This window comes from Mesorhizobium sp. M5C.F.Ca.ET.164.01.1.1, from assembly GCF_004792125.1.
GTDB lineage: Bacteria > Pseudomonadota > Alphaproteobacteria > Rhizobiales > Rhizobiaceae > Mesorhizobium > Mesorhizobium wenxiniae.
Window position 1 is genome coordinate 3,251,847 of the sequence record NZ_SRTG01000001.1, and the last position, 14,706, is coordinate 3,266,552.

Here is a 14,706-nt window from a genome sequence, read left to right on the forward strand (position 1 = left end):
GGTCAGGCCACTCCGCCGCCGGCCTGGATGTTCTCGCCGGTCAGCCAGCGGGCCTGGTCGGAGGCGAGGAAAACCGCGACATCGGCAACATCGCGCGGCGCTCCGATCCTGCCGAAGGGCGACATGCCGGCGGCGATCGCGCGATCTCGCTCGGGCAGAAGGTCGGTGTCGGTAAAGCCTGGCGAAAGCGCATTCACGGTGACGCCGCGTGGCCCGAGCTCGCGCGAGAGGACGCGGACGAATTGCTCGACGGCTCCTTTGCTGCCGAGATAAAGGGCCGTCTGCGTGAAGAACATCTTGGTTCCACCGGTAGAGACGGCGATGATGCGGCCACCGTCGCGCACGCGGCGCGCCGCTTCCTGAAGCGTGAAGAAGGTGCCTCTGGCGTTGGCGCCGAAGACGTGGTCGAAGTCGGCTTCGGTGGCCTCGACCAGCGGCTTTATGACGGCGACGCCGACATTGGCGACAACGATGTCAATTACTCCCATCTGCTTTTCGGTTTCATCGAACAGCCGGCGGATATCGGAAATGCTGGAGATATCGGCCTGAATGGCAACAGCTTTTCCGCCATTCTTCTCAATGGCAGCGACGGCTTCCTGGGCGGCTTTCTCGTTACCGATATAGTTGACGACGACGATCGCGCCGTTTGCAGCAAGCCCCTCGGCGATGGCGCGTCCGATGCCGCGCGAACTGCCCGTCACGAGCGCGGTTTTGCCTTCAAGCGAGTGATACATGAAGCATTCCTTTCGACTGGTGTTGCGGCCGCTTCAATAGAGCGACGGTTCCATCTGACGAAAGCTAGGAGCATGCTATTGATCAAATAATAGGCTATTATCTAAGTAACTCGTTAAGCTGGAGGTGCATAATGCGAGGAACCGAGTTTTCCGAGCTGAAGGCGTTTGCAGCGATCGTCGAGGAAGGCAGCTTTATCCGGGCCGCAGCCAGGCTCAGGGTTTCGCCGCCGGCGCTCAGCCAGACGATACGCGGGCTGGAAGAACGTGTCGGTGTTCGGCTGCTCAATCGCACAACCCGCAGCGTGTCGCCGACCGTCGCAGGCGAAACGCTGTTTGCCCGTCTCGCGCCGGCTTTCAGCGAACTGGAAGGTGCTGTCGCTGACGTGCATGCCTCACGTGATCGACCGGCAGGTTCGCTGCGCATCAATGTTCCACGCATCGCCGCCATGCGTTTCATCGCTCCGATCCTCGGCGATTTTCGCCGCGCCTATCCCGATATTGCCCTCACCATAATCGTCGACGACATGCTGACCGATATTGTCGAGGGGCGATTCGATGCCGGAATCAGGCTTGGTGAGCGGCTGCATAAGGACATGGTGGCGGTGAAACTCAGCGACGAGTTGGAAATGGCCGCGGTGGCGGCGCCCAGCTATCTCGAGGACCACCCCATACCCCGCCATCCCGCGGACCTGCATCATCACCAATGCATCAATTTCCAGTGGCCCGGCGGGGGCAACATCTATCGATGGGAGTTCGCGCGAGGCCAACGCGCTTTGGAAATAGCCGTCAACGGCGGTTTGACGGTCAACGACACGGAGCTGATGATCAGGGCGGCCCTGGATGGGGTCGGCGTGGCTTACATGCTGGATTACCAGGTTCGGCCGTGGATCGAAGCCGGCAAGCTCATCCGTTTTCTCGAAGCCTGGTCACCCCGATTTCCGGGGTTTTACTTATATCATACGAGCTCTCGGCAAGTTCCGCCGGCCTTGCGTGTCTTCATCGACTTCCTGCTTGCCAGGCGATGACCCGCTTTAAAGCTTCGCCAGCAACTCCGGTGTCGGCCAGCCGTCGACCGGCAAGCCTAGCCGCATCTGCTCCTTGCGGATCGCCTCGCGGGTGTTGGTGCCCAGGATGCCGTCAACCGTTCCCACGTCATGGCCTTTGGCTTCGAGCTTTGTCTGCAATGCCCGCATCTGGTCGCCGTTGAGGCCGGGTTCGGGATTGCGCGGATCGAATTGCGGCGCACCCGCCAGCCGCGCGGCGAGATTTGCCGCGGTCAGCGCATAGGTGAAGGACTGGTTCCACTCGAGGTAGACGTCGAAATTGTCGTAGACGAGGAAGGCCGGCCCCTTGCGGCCCATGGGCAGCGCGAGGCCTGCCTTTAGGCCGTTGTCGACAAGCGGCGTGCCGTTGGGGTTGGTGACACCCCACTGAGCCCACTGCGTCAGCGGCAGCTTGTTGGTGCGGCCGGTCTGGTCCCATGGCATGTCCTCGGGCACGCGGACTTCCTCGATCCAGGGCTGGTCGCGTTTCCAGCCGCGCGACATGATCTTGTTGGCCGTGGTCATGATCACATCCGGCGCGCTGCTGCGCAGGTCGACCAGACCGTCGCCGTCGCCGTCGACGCCGCGGCCGAGATAGTCGGACGGCAGCATCTGTGTCTGGCCGATTTCCCCCGCCCAGGCGCCGGTGACATCGGCCGGCACGACGCCGCGATCGATGAGGGTCAGCAGCGGCGTGATCTGCGGGCGAAAGAGTTGCGGGCGGCGGCAGTCATGCGAGAGCGTGACCAGTGCGTTCAGCGTGTGGAAATCGCCCTGCACGGCGCCGAAATCGGTTTCCAGCGCCCAGAAGGCGGCGATGATCGGCGGCTGGACGCCGAATTCCTGATCAGCGCGGGCAAAGACGTCGGCGTATTTTTTCAGATTGGCGGCGCCCTGCTTCAGCCGGTATGCCGAAATCATCCGGTTCGAGAATTCGATGAAGGTCTGGGTAAAGACGCCCTGGGCGCGGTCGCGCGCCAGCACCTTCTTGTCAGCGGTGGCCTTTTCCAGCGCCTCAAGGCCGGCAGTGCCGACCCCGGCGTTCCTGGCCTCCGCCGCTACACCCTGCTTCCATGCCTCGAAATCGCCGCCGCATTGCTGTGCCACCGCCGGCGCCGCCGTAGCGGCCAGAAGCAGCGCCGCGAGAATTTCCAAGTGCAATCGCATCGCCATCCCCCAAGAAGATCACCAGCGGTTGCAAGCATCCTTCATTTGGCTGTGTCGAAAAGCAGGCGGCAGGCCCGCTGTCAACGGGTGTTCTGCCGCAGCCACTTGTTCCAGGCGGCTTCGTTGCCGTTGAACACGTTGATATCGGCCTTGCCGGGGATGCCCGGCACAATACCGGTTCCGGTGTACTGCCAGAAGGTGAACGGGTGGCTGCCGTATCTCTTGCGCGGGTGGCCGGCCACCGAACGCAGCCAGTAGGGATAGCCACGGAAGGCCGATAGGCCGTTGTCGTCGAAGAAATCGATCGAGGTGTAGATGATCGGCTTCTTGCCATAGTGTTTTTCGATGATTTCGAGGAATGTGCTCATCTCGCTGCGCACCGTGGCCGCATCGGGCCGCAGCTTGCAGGTCGGCGATTGCGGGTTCCATTCCATGTCGAGAACCGGCGGCATTGCGGACCGGTCTCTAGGCACGTTCTGGATGAACCAGCGCGCCTGCGTGGCGGCCGGCGTGCAAAAATAGTAGAAATGATAGGCCGCGCGGGGGATTCCTGAGGCTTTCGTGCGGCTCCAATGCTCGTTGAAATACTCGTCGAAGCGATCGCCGCCTTCCGTCGCCTTGATGAAAACGAAGGAAATGCCGCTGGCCCTGGCCGCCGGCCAATCGACCGAGGTCTGGTATTTCGAGACGTCGGTGCCGTGAACGGCATAGCTCCACGGCGCCCCGCTTTCCCACTTATGGGGGTCGGAGTCGTCAAAACGGGGTGCGCGCACCGTAACGGTCGGGGCGCTCGGCAGCGACGGCGCAAGATCGTCGACGGTCGAGCAGGCGCCCAGCAGCGTCAGCATGATGAAAGCCGCGAAACGGCGCATCGCTACTCCTGAACCGGTTTCAGCCGGCCGCTGATGGGTTGTTGCTGCAGGTGGGCCCCTCGACCGTACCCCCAAGCGATCGCCCCACAGGACCGCTCCCATATTAAAGCGCGCCCTTCGACGCGCTTTAATCTTGTTTTTTATGCATGTCGGTATCCCAAAACCGCTGCGCACTTTTGGGCGGCACGCATCAGTGATCGCCGATCATGGTTGATATTCCGTTGACGGCGCTCGACAGGAACCGCGATTTTGCCGAAGCAATGGCGGCAAATCGATGGCATAAATGAGCGTCCGGGGGGAGTCGGAAAAATGCAGATTGTTCTGAGGCTGGTGAAATGGCTGCTCGGGCTGGCCGTGCTGGCGGTCGCAGCACTCGCCGCCTGGCTTTACATCGCGCCGCCGGAACTGATCCGCGTCGGCTCGGGTTATACGGCCAAGATCGTCTGCTCGAATGTCTTTATCACCGGACGCGATGCCGACACGGTGCTCGCCGTCGACGTGCAGGCGCCGGGCCATCCGCTGCTGCGGCTGATGAGGGTCTCCGTCGACAAGGAGCAGGGCACTGTCTCGGCCGGGCTGTTCGGCGTGTTCGGCAAAAGCGTCGCGGTCGTTCGTGACGGGCTCGGCTGTGCTTCGGTTCCGGATGGCGACATTGCCGCGGCCAAAGCAGTCGCCGGGCCGGCGCTGACACCGGCGCCGCCGCTCGATGCACTCTGGCCGGGCGGCGACAAGGTCGATGCCTCGCAGAACCCCGAAATAGCGAAAATCCTCGACGACCCTGCAATGACCGGCGCCGGTATGCGGGCGGTGGTAGTAGTCAAGAACGGCCGCATCATCGCTGAGCGTTATGGCGACGGCTTTACCGAAAAGACGCCGCTGCTTGGCTGGTCGATGACCAAGACGGTAAATGCCGCGATCGTCGGCACGGTGATGAAGGACGGTAAGATGGTGATGACGAACCAGGGCCTGTTCGGACCCTGGAAGGCGGACGGCCGCGCCGCCATCAGTCTCGCCGACATGATGGCGATGTCGAGTGGGCTGGAGTTCAACGAGGATTATGGCGACGTCACCGACGTGACGCGGATGCTCTACCTCGAGCCTGATATGGCGGGCTTTGCCGGATCCAAGTCGCTGACCGGCGAGGTAGGCAAAATGTTTTCCTATTCGAGCGGCACGGCAGTGATGCTGTCGCGGCTCTGGCAGGATGCGATCGGCGACAAGAACAAGGCGCTGGCGTGGCCGAGGGTTGCGCTGTTCGACCCGCTGGGCATGAAGAGCGCGGTGCTGGAGGCCGACGAGTACGGCACCTTCGTCGGCTCGTCCTATCTCTACGCCACAGCGCGCGACTGGGCGCGCTTCGGCCAGTTCCTGCTGCAGGATGGTGTATGGAACGGCCAGCAGCTCCTGCCTGGCGGCTTCGTCGCCTGGATGCGGGAAGCCGCACCGGCCTCGAAAGTCTACGGCAGGGGCCAGTTGTGGATCGAGGGGCCGGGCGACGAGCAGAGCCCCGGCGCCGGCATCGCTGCGGGCCTGCCGCAGGACACGTACTGGATGGAGGGGCATGACGGGCAAACGGTCGCCATCATCCCCTCGGAGCAGCTAGTGGTTGTGCGGCTCGGGCTGACGCCGGCCAAGCTCGGCTACCGGCCGCAGATCATGCTGGCAGCGCTGGTGACGGCGCTGCACTAGAAAGCTATTTGCGCGGTCCGACGACAGCGAGCCACGCATAGCCACGATACAGTGTTCTGAACTGAAGGCATGCGCCAATCCGCTCGGATTCCGATGCCAGAACCGCGCGCAGGGCCTCACGAGGCTCGACATGGAATTTTCTCAGCCAGCCGCGCAACAGCGTGCGAAACCAGCGGGGCAGGGCCTCCTGTTGGCCGAAATCGACGACGTGCAGCGAGCCGCCGGGTGGCAGGGCTGCAAGTGCCGCGGATACGGTCTTCTCCCAGCCGGGAATCATCGACAGCGAATACGAGACAAAGATGCGGTCGAAACTTTCGATGGCAAACAGGGCCGTCGCGTCGAAATCAGTGGCGTCGCCGCGCGCCAGCTTGACGCGGCCGGACAGGCCTTCGCGGGCAATGGCAGCCGTGGCCGTTTCCAGCATTTCGGCTGAAATATCGAGACCAAAGAAGCGGGCGTCGGGATAGCGGCGGGCGGCGAGGACGATGTTGCGGCCAGTGCCGCAGCCGAGTTCGAGTACGGTGCCGCCAGCGGGCACATCCAGCCCTGCGATCAGCCGGTCGCGGCCGAGCAGGTAATATTTGCGGGTCAGGTCGTAGATGTGGCGCTGCCAGCGGTAAACGCCGTCCATCAGTTCGGCGTGCCTGGCCGGCGGTTCGGCGTGCCTGGCCGGCAATTCGGTCGTGCTCATGCGGCCTGCTTCACATAGAGATGGAAGCCGCCATAGATGGCCGACCGGTCGCGGGCCGAGAATTCGCGCGACGCCTCGTCCGCATAATTCCACTGGTCGAGCAGCGAATTCGAGACCCGGCCGGGCAACAGGCTGGGTTCGGCCGCGGTGCGGAAGATGACGCGGGCATCAGTGGATGCTGTCCGGGTAATCTCGGCCCACAGCGCATTGAGCTGGTCGTCGGTCATCCAGTCCTGCGCGTCGAGCAGGACGAAGCGGTCGACCGAACCGGCATCCTTGCCGGCGAGGAATTCGATCAGATTGGCATGGTGGATGGCGACGCGGTCGACATTGTTGCGGATCGTGTCGTAGTTGCGCTTTTCGAGATAGGCGGGCAGCGCCGCCTCGCCGGGATTGGGATAGCGGCGGGCAAAAGCCTGCCAGGCGAAATAGTTGTTCTGTAGCGGAAAATCGCAGGCAAGCTTTTCCAGCCGGGCCTTCAGCACGCTGGCCATGGTGCCGTCGCCCGAGGTGATCAGCGAATCGTACTGGGCCGGCGGAATGCCGAGGCCGAACAGCGAGGCTTTTCGCGAGGTGGCCCATTTCAGCAACGGCTTTTCGAAGACCGGCGCCAGTTCCTCGTCGAAGAAGCGGCGCTGGTCGGCGAGGCTTTTGGCTTGCATGATGCCGGCCGGATCGACACCGAAGAATTTGGCGGTGCGGTGACCCATGGCGATAAACAGCCCGAGCAGCCCCGTCTGGTAGAAATTGCGGTCGAAGACGGCGATGCGGCGACGGCGGAGCCAGTTGCGATGTTCCCAGTAATGGCGGCTGACCGGGTCGAGATGCGGCGCGATGAAGCGGTCGTAGGCTTGCGAATTGTGACGGGTCTCGGCAGCGCCGAAGAAACGGAACAAGTCACCCTGGGACGGCAGATGGCGCACCGCTTCGAGCTTCATCCGGTTCAGCGCGATGTGGGCAGCGTTGAGATCGACGGCGTCGATCCTTTCGGGCGACCGGGTGAGATAGGCGAGGATGTTGCAGCCACCCGAGGCGATAGTGACAATGCTGTGGCCCTGGCCAAGCTGCATCGCGTCGATGTCGACATCGGGGTCTTCCCAGATCTGCGGATAGACGAGGCCGGAAAACAGTAAGGCGAAGAGCCGTTCGGAGAGGCCGGCCTTCGACAGCGGGCGGTTCTGATAAACGGCTTTGCCAACTTCCTTGCCGCGGCGAAAAACCAGTTCTCCGGAAAGATCCGTCATGACAAGGCGATTCCCCATTTGCTTTGCCGCAAGCGGGTAGCGCAGGGTCATGACAGGCCGGTGACAGTCGGAGGCATCTATAATTCTCCGGCGGCCATCTGATGCGGTTTTCTGCGCTTCCGATGCTCACGGACCCAAATGTCCGCTCCGCTTCGGTTCTTGAAAACCACCCCACCTGACTCGCCGGAGCGAATTCTGGATGCCTCCTCTAGGAGCGGCCAAATCCGCCTGGCGTCGGTGTCGACACAATGACGGCTTCACCGGCCTCCAGCACCGTCTGGTCGCACGCCTTCAGGATTTCGACGCGGCCATCCTTGCGGCGGACCGTGGTCGAGCCGGCCTCGCCATCGCCGCCGCCATCCAGGCCTAGCGGCGGGCGATCGCGGTGCGAGGACAGGATGGCGCATTCCATCCTTTCGAGGAAACGGATGGTGCGCTTGGTGCCGTCGCCGGCACTCCATTTGCCTTTGCCGCCGGAGCCTTCACGGATGTGGAAATCCTCAAGCAGGACGGGAAAGCGCAATTCCAGCACTTCCGGATCGGTCAGGCGCGAATTGGTCATGTGGGTGTGGACGCCGGAGGTGCCGGCAAAGCCGCGGCCTGAGTTCATCCGGCCTGCCGGCGAGCCGGAGCAGATCGTCTCGTAATACTGGTACTGCTGGTTGCCGAAGGTGAGATTGTTCATCGTGCCTTGCGCGTTGGCCATCGCGCCCATGGCGCCGAACAGCGCATTCGTGACATGCTGGGAGGTCTCGACATTGCCGGCGACGACCGCCGCCGGATAGGCCGGTTTCAGCATCGAGCCATCGGGAATGATGATGTTGATGGGTCTCAGACAGCCGGCATTCATCGGGATCATGTCCTCAACCATGACGCGGAAGACATAGAGCACGGCTGCGCGGGCGACCGGCTCGGGGGCGTTGAAATTGTTCTTCATGACCGGCGAGGTACCGGTGAAGTCGACAGTCGCCTCACGCTTTTTCCGGTCGACCGAGATCTTCACCTTAATGACTTGGCCGGTGTCGGTCGGATACTCGTATACGAAACTGTCGGGCAGCCGCTCCAGCACGCGGCGCACGCTTTCGGCGGCGTTGTCCTGGACATGACCCATATAGGCTTCGACCACACCAAGGCCGAAATGCGCGACCATTTTGCGCAGTTCGGCAACGCCCTTTTCGTTGGCGGCAATCTGCGCCTTGAGGTCTGCGACGTTCTGGTGCGGATTGCGTGCCGGGTAGGGGTGGTCCGTGAGCAGCGTCTCCAGTTCCTTCTCGCGGAACCGGCCGCGGTCGACGATGTGGAAATTGTCGAACAGCACGCCTTCCTCGTCGACCGTGGTGGCGAGCGGCGTCATTGAGCCGGGCGCCGTGCCGCCGATGTCGGCATGATGACCGCGTGAAGCGACGTAGAAGAGGATCTCCTCCCCCCTTGAGGGGGAGATGCCGCCGGAGGCGGCGGAAGGGGTCTCCTCAGAAGACACCGCCGGAACGTCGAGCACTGCCGCAGCGTCCCCACTCGGCCGCTCCGCGGCCACCCTCCGCTCAAGGGGGAGGGAGAAGACCGGCGTCACCACGGTGATATCAGGCAGGTGCGTGCCGCCATTATAAGGGGCATTCAATGCAAATACGTCGCCGGGGTGAATGTCGCCCGAGTTGAGCCGGATGATGGTTTCCACCGAACGGTCCATGGAGCCGAGATGCACCGGCATATGCGGCGCATTGGCGACCAGCGCGCCATTGCGGTCGAAGACGGCGCAGGAGAAATCCAGCCGTTCCTTGATGTTGACCGAATAGGCGGTGTTTTGCAGCGTCACGCCCATCTGTTCGGCGATCGACATGAACAGGTTGTTGAACACCTCCAGCATGACCGGATCGGCCTCGGTACCGAGCGCCGCCTGCCGGCGCTTTTTTTCGATGCGGCGCAAGAGCACGTGGTTATTGGCGGTGATTTCGGCCTGCCACCCCGGTTCGACCACGATGGTCTGGTTCGGTTCGATGATCAGGGCAGGGCCGGCAATCCTGTGCCCCGGTTTGAGCGCCTCGCGGCGGAAGATGCCGGCGTCGCGCCAGGTGCCGTCGGCGAAGATTTGCCGACGCTCCGAAGGGTTTGCCGCCATGTCCTCAAGGACTGACTCACTTTCCTCGCGGCTGGTGCCGCCGGTGTCCATGCCTTCGACGCCGACCGATTCCACGATCATCGGCCTGTCGTCATAGACGAAACCGAACTGCGCCTTGTGGGCGGCTTCGAATTCGCCCTTGGCCCGTGCGATCGAGCCGTGCTCGAAATTCACCGGCAGCGCCGTGTCGGTGCCGTCATAGCGGATCTGCAGCACCGGTTTCGAGGCGACGGCGTCCTCGGCGATGCCTTGTGCGGCGAGCTCGTCGATGACGGCTTTGCGCAATGTCGCGATAAGCTCGTCGATCGCCGGCTTGGAGTCTTCCGCCAGTGGTTTCAGCAGCGCCTGCTGGCGCGACGAAAAAATCGAGGACAATCCAATGCCGTATGCCGACAGCAGGCCGGAGAAGGGATGGATCAGCACCGCTTCCATGCCGAGTGCGTCGGCAACAAGGCAGGCGTGCTGGCCGCCGGCGCCACCAAAACAGTTCAAGAGATATTCGGTGACGTCGTAGCCGCGCTGCACGGAAATCTTCTTGATCGCGTTGGCCATGTTTTCGACGGCGATGGTGACGAACCCTTCGGCCACCGCCTCCGGCGTGCGGCCGTCGCCGATTTCGGCGGCGAGTGCTGCGAATTTCTCGCGCACGGTTTGCACGTCGAGCGGCTCGTTCTGGCTGGGTCCAAAAATGGCCGGGAAGAAGTCGGGCTGCAGCTTGCCCAGCATGACGTTGGCGTCGGTGACGGCCAGCGGACCGCTGCGCCGGTAGGCGGCCGGGCCGGGATTGGCGCCGGCCGAATCTGGCCCGGCGCGGAAGCGGCCGGCCTCGTAATGCAGGATCGAGCCGCCGCCGGCGGCGACAGTATGGATGCGCATCATCGGCGCACGGATGCGCACGCCGGCAACCTCGGTGTCGAAGGCGCGCTCATAGTCGCCGTCATAATGGGCGACGTCGGTTGAGGTGCCGCCCATGTCGAAGCCGATAACCTTGTCGAAACCAGCGAGTTTCGCCGTCTCGACCATGCCGACGACGCCGCCGGCCGGACCGGACAGCAACGCGTCCTTGCCCTGGAACATATCGGCGGCGGTGAGACCGCCCGACGACATCATGAACATGAGGCGGGGGGATTCCCTCCCCCTCGAGGGGAGGGTGGCGGCGAAGCCGCCGGGTGGGGCCGTTGCGGCAGTGCTCGACATTCCTCGAGGCCTCGCGCTGCCTTGGGCGACCCCCTCTGGCCGCTTCGCGGCCATCTCCCCCTCGAGGGGGGAGAAAACGCCTAGCTCTTCCGCCACCCTCTGCACATAGCGCGACAGTATCGGCGACAGATAGGCGTCGACCACGGTAGTGTCGCCGCGGCCGACCAGCTTGATAAGCGGCGAGACCTCGTGGCTGACCGAGACTTGGCGAAAACCAAGACTTCTGCAGACTTTTGCAACGGCCTTTTCGTGGTCGGGATATTTCCAGGCATGCATGAAGACGATCGCCACGGCGTCGATGCCGTCGGCCTTGGCCTGTTCGATGGCTGGGCGCAAGGCGGCGATGTCGAGCAGCCGTTCGACGCAGCCGTCGGCGCGCGCGCGCTCATCGACCTCGATGACGCGCTCGTAGAGCTGCTCGGGAAGAATGATCTCCTTGGCGAAGATGTCGGGCCGTGCCTGGTAGGCGATCCTCAGCGCGTCGCGAAATCCCCTGGTGATGAGCAGCAGCACGCGGTCGCCCTTGCGCTCCAGAAGCGCGTTGGTGGCAACGGTAGTGCCCATCTTGATGTCGCCGATCAGGCCGGACGGGATCGGCGCGCCGGATTTTAATCCGAGCAGATCGCGAATGCCCTGGATGGCGGCGTCGGCATAAGCTTCAGGATTCTCGGAAAGCAGCTTGCGCGGGTGCAGCCCGCCTTCCGGATCACGGCCGATGACATCGGTGAAGGTGCCGCCGCGGTCGATCCAGAAATCCCATTTGGCGGTCACGGCAGCTCTCCCAGGCACTTTATTGATTCAATATGTTAATTCGCCATGGCTTGGTGTTAGTTCGCCACGGCTTCGCCGGCAACGGCAAGAGCAGATGATGTTACATGCCGAAACGCAACGTTATGAAACTCATAAGCGCCTGATGCATTCTGTCCTCGATCGTCACCCGGTAGCGGGGGCGTGATTAGAGGAGAGATGTCATGAAGAAACTCATTCTTGCGTCGGTTTCGGTGCTTGCCCTGCTTGGCGTTGCGGCTTGCAGCGACAGCGGCACGGGCGGGGACGCCACAACGACGCAGAGCACCAATCCGCCGGCGAATGAACAGCCGATGCAGCCGGCTCCTGACGCGACGAAGCCGGCCGAGCCGGCTCCGGCACAGCCTGCGCCGGCGCAGTAATTCTCATGTGAATGAACGGAAGGCCGGCATCATGCCGGCCTTCTGACTTCAGGACGCGCTCCTTTCGGCCGCCGCAAGCCCAGTTTCGCCCGGTACTTTTTCGCCCAGCAGAAGGGGCCGAATGGCAAGGCGACGAAGGCTGGCAGTTTCGCGCGCTGTGGCCGCCGCTGCCTGCTGATTTTCCATGATAGACGGTTGCGCCAACTGGTCAGGCGGCCGCGAAATCGGCTGGGCCGGCCCTGCGGCATTGTCTTCGCTTGATAGCGGTGGCCAGTTAGCCCTAATAGGTGCCCATGTCGATTTGGGATCGCCTTGGCGACTTCATCACGCGCGTTTCGTCCTCAACCTCGTCCGGCGTCGCCGACGTGGTCGAGGCTGTTCGCACGGTTTTCTCCGGCGATCCGGATCTGCGCCGGCGCGTCGCCTTCTCGGTAGCGATGATCGCACTGTCGGCCAAGATGGCCAAGGCCGACGGCATCGTCACGCAGGACGAGGTGCGCGCCTTCCAGCAGATATTCGAAGTGCCGAAGGAACAGACGCGCAATGTGGCGCGGCTCTACGATCTTGCCAAGCGCGACATTGCCGGATTCGAGACCTATGCCGCGCGCATGGCGCAGCTTTGCGGCTCCGGTCATTCGAACTGCAAGATGCTGGAGGACATTCTCGACGGGCTGTTCCACATCGCCAAGGCCGACGGGCTGGTCCACGAGCGCGAAGGCCAGTTCCTGCATCGTATTGCCGAGATCTTCCGGATCGAGGAGGCGCATTACCAGAGCATTCTGGCCCGGCACGTCGACCTGGGTGCGGCCGATCCCTATGTCGTGCTTGGCATCGACAGGGGAAAAACGTTCGAGGAGGTCAGGAAGCGTTATCGCAAGCTGGTTTCGGACAACCATCCCGACCGGCTGATCGCACGCGGGCTGCCGCAGGAATTCATCAAGATCGCAACGAGCAGGATAGCGGCGATCAACGCGGCCTATGAGATGATCGAACGAGGCCTGCGGCACGCATGAGCGGCTTCCCGCCCGACGAGCCGAGCGCCGAGGTAAGGGTATCGCCGAATTTCGGTCCACGACGCGAGAAGCCCGACATGATCGTGCTGCACTACACCGGGATGGAGACTGGCGCCGGCGCCGAAGCATGGCTGTGCGATCCGGCCAGCGAGGTTTCGTCGCATTATCTCGTCCATGAGGACGGCCGCATCGTCCAAATGGTCAGGGAAAGCGATCGTGCCTGGCATGCCGGCAAGAGTTCCTGGTTCGGACGCAGCGACATCAACTCCTGTTCGCTCGGCATCGAGATCGTCAATCCGGGGCATTCGCTGGGCTATCGGAGTTTTCCGAAACCGCAGATCGATGCCGTCATCGGCCTGTGCAAGGGAATTGTTCAGCGCCATTCGATTCCAGCCCAACGGGTGCTTGCCCATTCCGACGTGGCGCCGGGACGCAAGATCGACCCCGGCGAGAAATTCCCTTGGAAAGCGCTGTTCGAGGCCGGTGTCGGCCATCTCGTCGAAGCGGCACCCCTCAGGCGCGGCGCGGTGCTGAAGGCCGGCGATGCGAATGCCGAGGTCGAGGCGTTGCAATCGATGCTGGCGCTCTACGGTTATGGCGTGGAGATATCAGGCTATTTCGACCGGCATACGGAAATCGTGGTCGAGGCTTTTCAACGGCACTTCCGCCAACGCAAAGTAGATGGCGTGGCCGACGGATCGACAATCCGCACGCTGGAAAGGCTGCTTGCTTCCGTGAGGGCAGTTCCGTCCAAGTAGTCTTTTGTTAGCTATTAAGTTACAGCCTGTCACTCAAAGTGACTTGCCCCGCCTTTTTTGCCGCCAATTCGGCCGTCAAAGGCGATCCGTGCAAGTTGTCGGACCTACAGCCCCCAGATGTTCCGATGTTGATTAGCGTAGCTGCGTGAAGTTCTTCGCGCGGTTCAAACAGAACAGGATCCCATGCAGAAATTGACCGTTTTAACGGCAGCTGTTGCTGCCGGCGTAATGACTTTTGCCATCGGTGCTGCCAATGGCGCGCCGCTGAGCCAGCGGGCCGACCAGGGTTTCATTACCGTGTCCGATAAAACCGCCACGCCGAAAGCCGGCCAAGATGCAAAGGAAAAAAGGACAGCCTCCGCAAAGGCGGTAAAAGCTGCTGCGGTAAAGGTGAAAAAGCCAGCATCCGCAAAGGCGGAAAAAGCTGGGGTAAAGGTAAACAAGCCAGCCTCCGCAAAAAATGCAGTCTCCAAACGGCACGTGAAGCGCAACAGGACCCGCATCGACCAGGCGACGACGGCGTCGATCGGCCGGCAAAGCCGGGCGGCGGCGCCGAAGGCGGCGACCGCTGGCGGCAGTGGCCAGTATTCGGCGATTATCGAGCGTCATGCCGCCAGCAATGGTGTGCCGGTCTCGCTCGCCAAGGCCGTCATCATGATCGAAAGCAACTTCCGGCCGGACCAGGTCGGCAGCGCCGGTGAGATCGGCCTGATGCAGATCAAGCCGTCGACGGCGCGGATGATGGGTTACAGCGGCTCGATCAAGGGCCTCTACGATCCCGAGACCAACATCAAATACGGCATGAAATATCTCGCCATGGCGCAGAACCTCGGCGGAGGCACGACCTGCGGCACGATCCTCAAATACAATGCCGGCCATGGCGCCAAGCGGATGAACCCGATTTCCGCGGCCTATTGCGGCAAGGTCAAGGTGCAGTTGGCCGCGCTTGGAGCGCCGGCGTAATAAGCCCGAACCTGCTTTTTTCTTGCGTTTTCGGCCTTGAACCCCTTTAT

At 62.6% G+C, this 14,706-nt stretch carries 12 protein-coding genes; 6 read left to right on the forward strand and 6 right to left on the reverse strand.

Annotation, left to right across the window (positions count from 1 at the left end):
• Positions 1-2: 2 nt before the first annotated feature.
• Positions 3-734, reverse strand: coding sequence for an SDR family oxidoreductase (locus EN807_RS16040; RefSeq protein WP_135935636.1), 732 nt, complete (start codon positions 732-734; stop codon positions 3-5).
• A 131-nt stretch (positions 735-865) separates the two neighbouring features.
• On the opposite strand from EN807_RS16040, the gene EN807_RS16045 reads away from it, so the two are divergent.
• Entirely contained in the window at positions 866-1,759 is an 894-nt protein-coding gene (locus EN807_RS16045) for a LysR family transcriptional regulator (RefSeq protein WP_135935637.1), read from the forward strand.
• A 6-nt stretch (positions 1,760-1,765) separates the two neighbouring features.
• Here EN807_RS16045 and EN807_RS16050 read toward each other — a convergent pair whose 3' ends face one another.
• Complete coding sequence (locus EN807_RS16050; protein WP_135935638.1) at positions 1,766-2,944, reverse strand: lytic murein transglycosylase; 1,179 nt, start codon at positions 2,942-2,944, stop codon at positions 1,766-1,768.
• A gap of 80 nt (positions 2,945-3,024) precedes the next feature.
• Positions 3,025-3,816: a GH25 family lysozyme gene (locus EN807_RS16055; protein WP_135935639.1), complete on the reverse strand. Its 792-nt coding sequence runs from the start codon at positions 3,814-3,816 to the stop codon at positions 3,025-3,027.
• 309 nt (positions 3,817-4,125) lie between these two features.
• Here EN807_RS16055 and EN807_RS16060 point away from each other — a divergent pair, with 309 nt between their 5' ends.
• Positions 4,126-5,505: a serine hydrolase gene (locus EN807_RS16060; RefSeq protein WP_135935640.1), complete on the forward strand. Its 1,380-nt coding sequence runs from the start codon at positions 4,126-4,128 to the stop codon at positions 5,503-5,505.
• Positions 5,506-5,509: 4 nt separating this feature from the next.
• Here the strand turns inward: EN807_RS16060 and EN807_RS16065 are convergent, their stop codons facing one another.
• From EN807_RS16065 to EN807_RS16075, 3 genes are all read right to left on the reverse strand, one after another.
• The gene (locus EN807_RS16065; RefSeq protein WP_135935641.1) at positions 5,510-6,196 is read right to left on the reverse strand and encodes a class I SAM-dependent methyltransferase; all 687 of its coding nucleotides are present in this window, start codon (positions 6,194-6,196) and stop codon (positions 5,510-5,512) included.
• Complete coding sequence (locus EN807_RS16070) at positions 6,193-7,491, reverse strand: DUF3419 family protein (RefSeq protein ID WP_135935642.1); 1,299 nt, start codon at positions 7,489-7,491, stop codon at positions 6,193-6,195. Before EN807_RS16070 ends, EN807_RS16065 begins: the two co-directional genes overlap by 4 nt.
• Before the next feature lie 157 nt (positions 7,492-7,648).
• Positions 7,649-11,524 (reverse strand): hydantoinase B/oxoprolinase family protein, encoded by a 3,876-nt coding sequence (locus EN807_RS16075; RefSeq protein ID WP_135935643.1) that lies wholly within the window; start codon positions 11,522-11,524, stop codon positions 7,649-7,651.
• A gap of 200 nt (positions 11,525-11,724) precedes the next feature.
• Here EN807_RS16075 and EN807_RS16080 point away from each other — a divergent pair, with 200 nt between their 5' ends.
• The 4 genes from EN807_RS16080 to EN807_RS16095 all read left to right on the forward strand — a co-directional run bounded on the left by EN807_RS16080 (position 11,725) and on the right by EN807_RS16095 (position 14,656).
• Positions 11,725-11,922, forward strand: a complete 198-nt coding sequence (locus EN807_RS16080; RefSeq protein ID WP_127318891.1) for a hypothetical protein — start codon at positions 11,725-11,727, stop codon at positions 11,920-11,922.
• A 293-nt stretch (positions 11,923-12,215) separates the two neighbouring features.
• Positions 12,216-12,935 carry a DnaJ family molecular chaperone gene (locus EN807_RS16085; protein ID WP_127318893.1) on the forward strand — a complete coding sequence of 240 codons (720 nt, stop codon included), beginning with the start codon at positions 12,216-12,218 and terminating at the stop codon, positions 12,933-12,935.
• Positions 12,932-13,693: an N-acetylmuramoyl-L-alanine amidase gene (locus EN807_RS16090; RefSeq protein WP_135935644.1), complete on the forward strand. Its 762-nt coding sequence runs from the start codon at positions 12,932-12,934 to the stop codon at positions 13,691-13,693. Before EN807_RS16085 ends, EN807_RS16090 begins: the two co-directional genes overlap by 4 nt.
• A gap of 183 nt (positions 13,694-13,876) precedes the next feature.
• On the forward strand, positions 13,877-14,656 hold the full coding sequence (locus tag EN807_RS16095; RefSeq protein ID WP_135935645.1) for a transglycosylase SLT domain-containing protein: 780 nt from the start codon (positions 13,877-13,879) through the stop codon (positions 14,654-14,656).
• Positions 14,657-14,706 lie beyond the last annotated feature (50 nt).

Coding starts and splice junctions, on each gene's coding strand:
- EN807_RS16045 (WP_135935637.1), top strand. CDS start 866: ATGCGAGGAACCGAGTTTTCCGAGCTGAAGGCGTTTGCAGCGATCGTC.
- EN807_RS16040 (WP_135935636.1), bottom strand. CDS start 734: ATGTATCACTCGCTTGAAGGCAAAACCGCGCTCGTGACGGGCAGTTCG.
- EN807_RS16055 (WP_135935639.1), bottom strand. CDS start 3,816: ATGCGCCGTTTCGCGGCTTTCATCATGCTGACGCTGCTGGGCGCCTGC.
- EN807_RS16070 (WP_135935642.1), bottom strand. CDS start 7,491: ATGACCCTGCGCTACCCGCTTGCGGCAAAGCAAATGGGGAATCGCCTT.
- EN807_RS16050 (WP_135935638.1), bottom strand. CDS start 2,944: ATGCGATTGCACTTGGAAATTCTCGCGGCGCTGCTTCTGGCCGCTACG.
- EN807_RS16065 (WP_135935641.1), bottom strand. CDS start 6,196: ATGAGCACGACCGAATTGCCGGCCAGGCACGCCGAACCGCCGGCCAGG.
- EN807_RS16095 (WP_135935645.1), top strand. CDS start 13,877: ATGCAGAAATTGACCGTTTTAACGGCAGCTGTTGCTGCCGGCGTAATG.
- EN807_RS16060 (WP_135935640.1), top strand. CDS start 4,126: ATGCAGATTGTTCTGAGGCTGGTGAAATGGCTGCTCGGGCTGGCCGTG.
- EN807_RS16085 (WP_127318893.1), top strand. CDS start 12,216: ATGTCGATTTGGGATCGCCTTGGCGACTTCATCACGCGCGTTTCGTCC.
- EN807_RS16090 (WP_135935644.1), top strand. CDS start 12,932: ATGAGCGGCTTCCCGCCCGACGAGCCGAGCGCCGAGGTAAGGGTATCG.
- EN807_RS16080 (WP_127318891.1), top strand. CDS start 11,725: ATGAAGAAACTCATTCTTGCGTCGGTTTCGGTGCTTGCCCTGCTTGGC.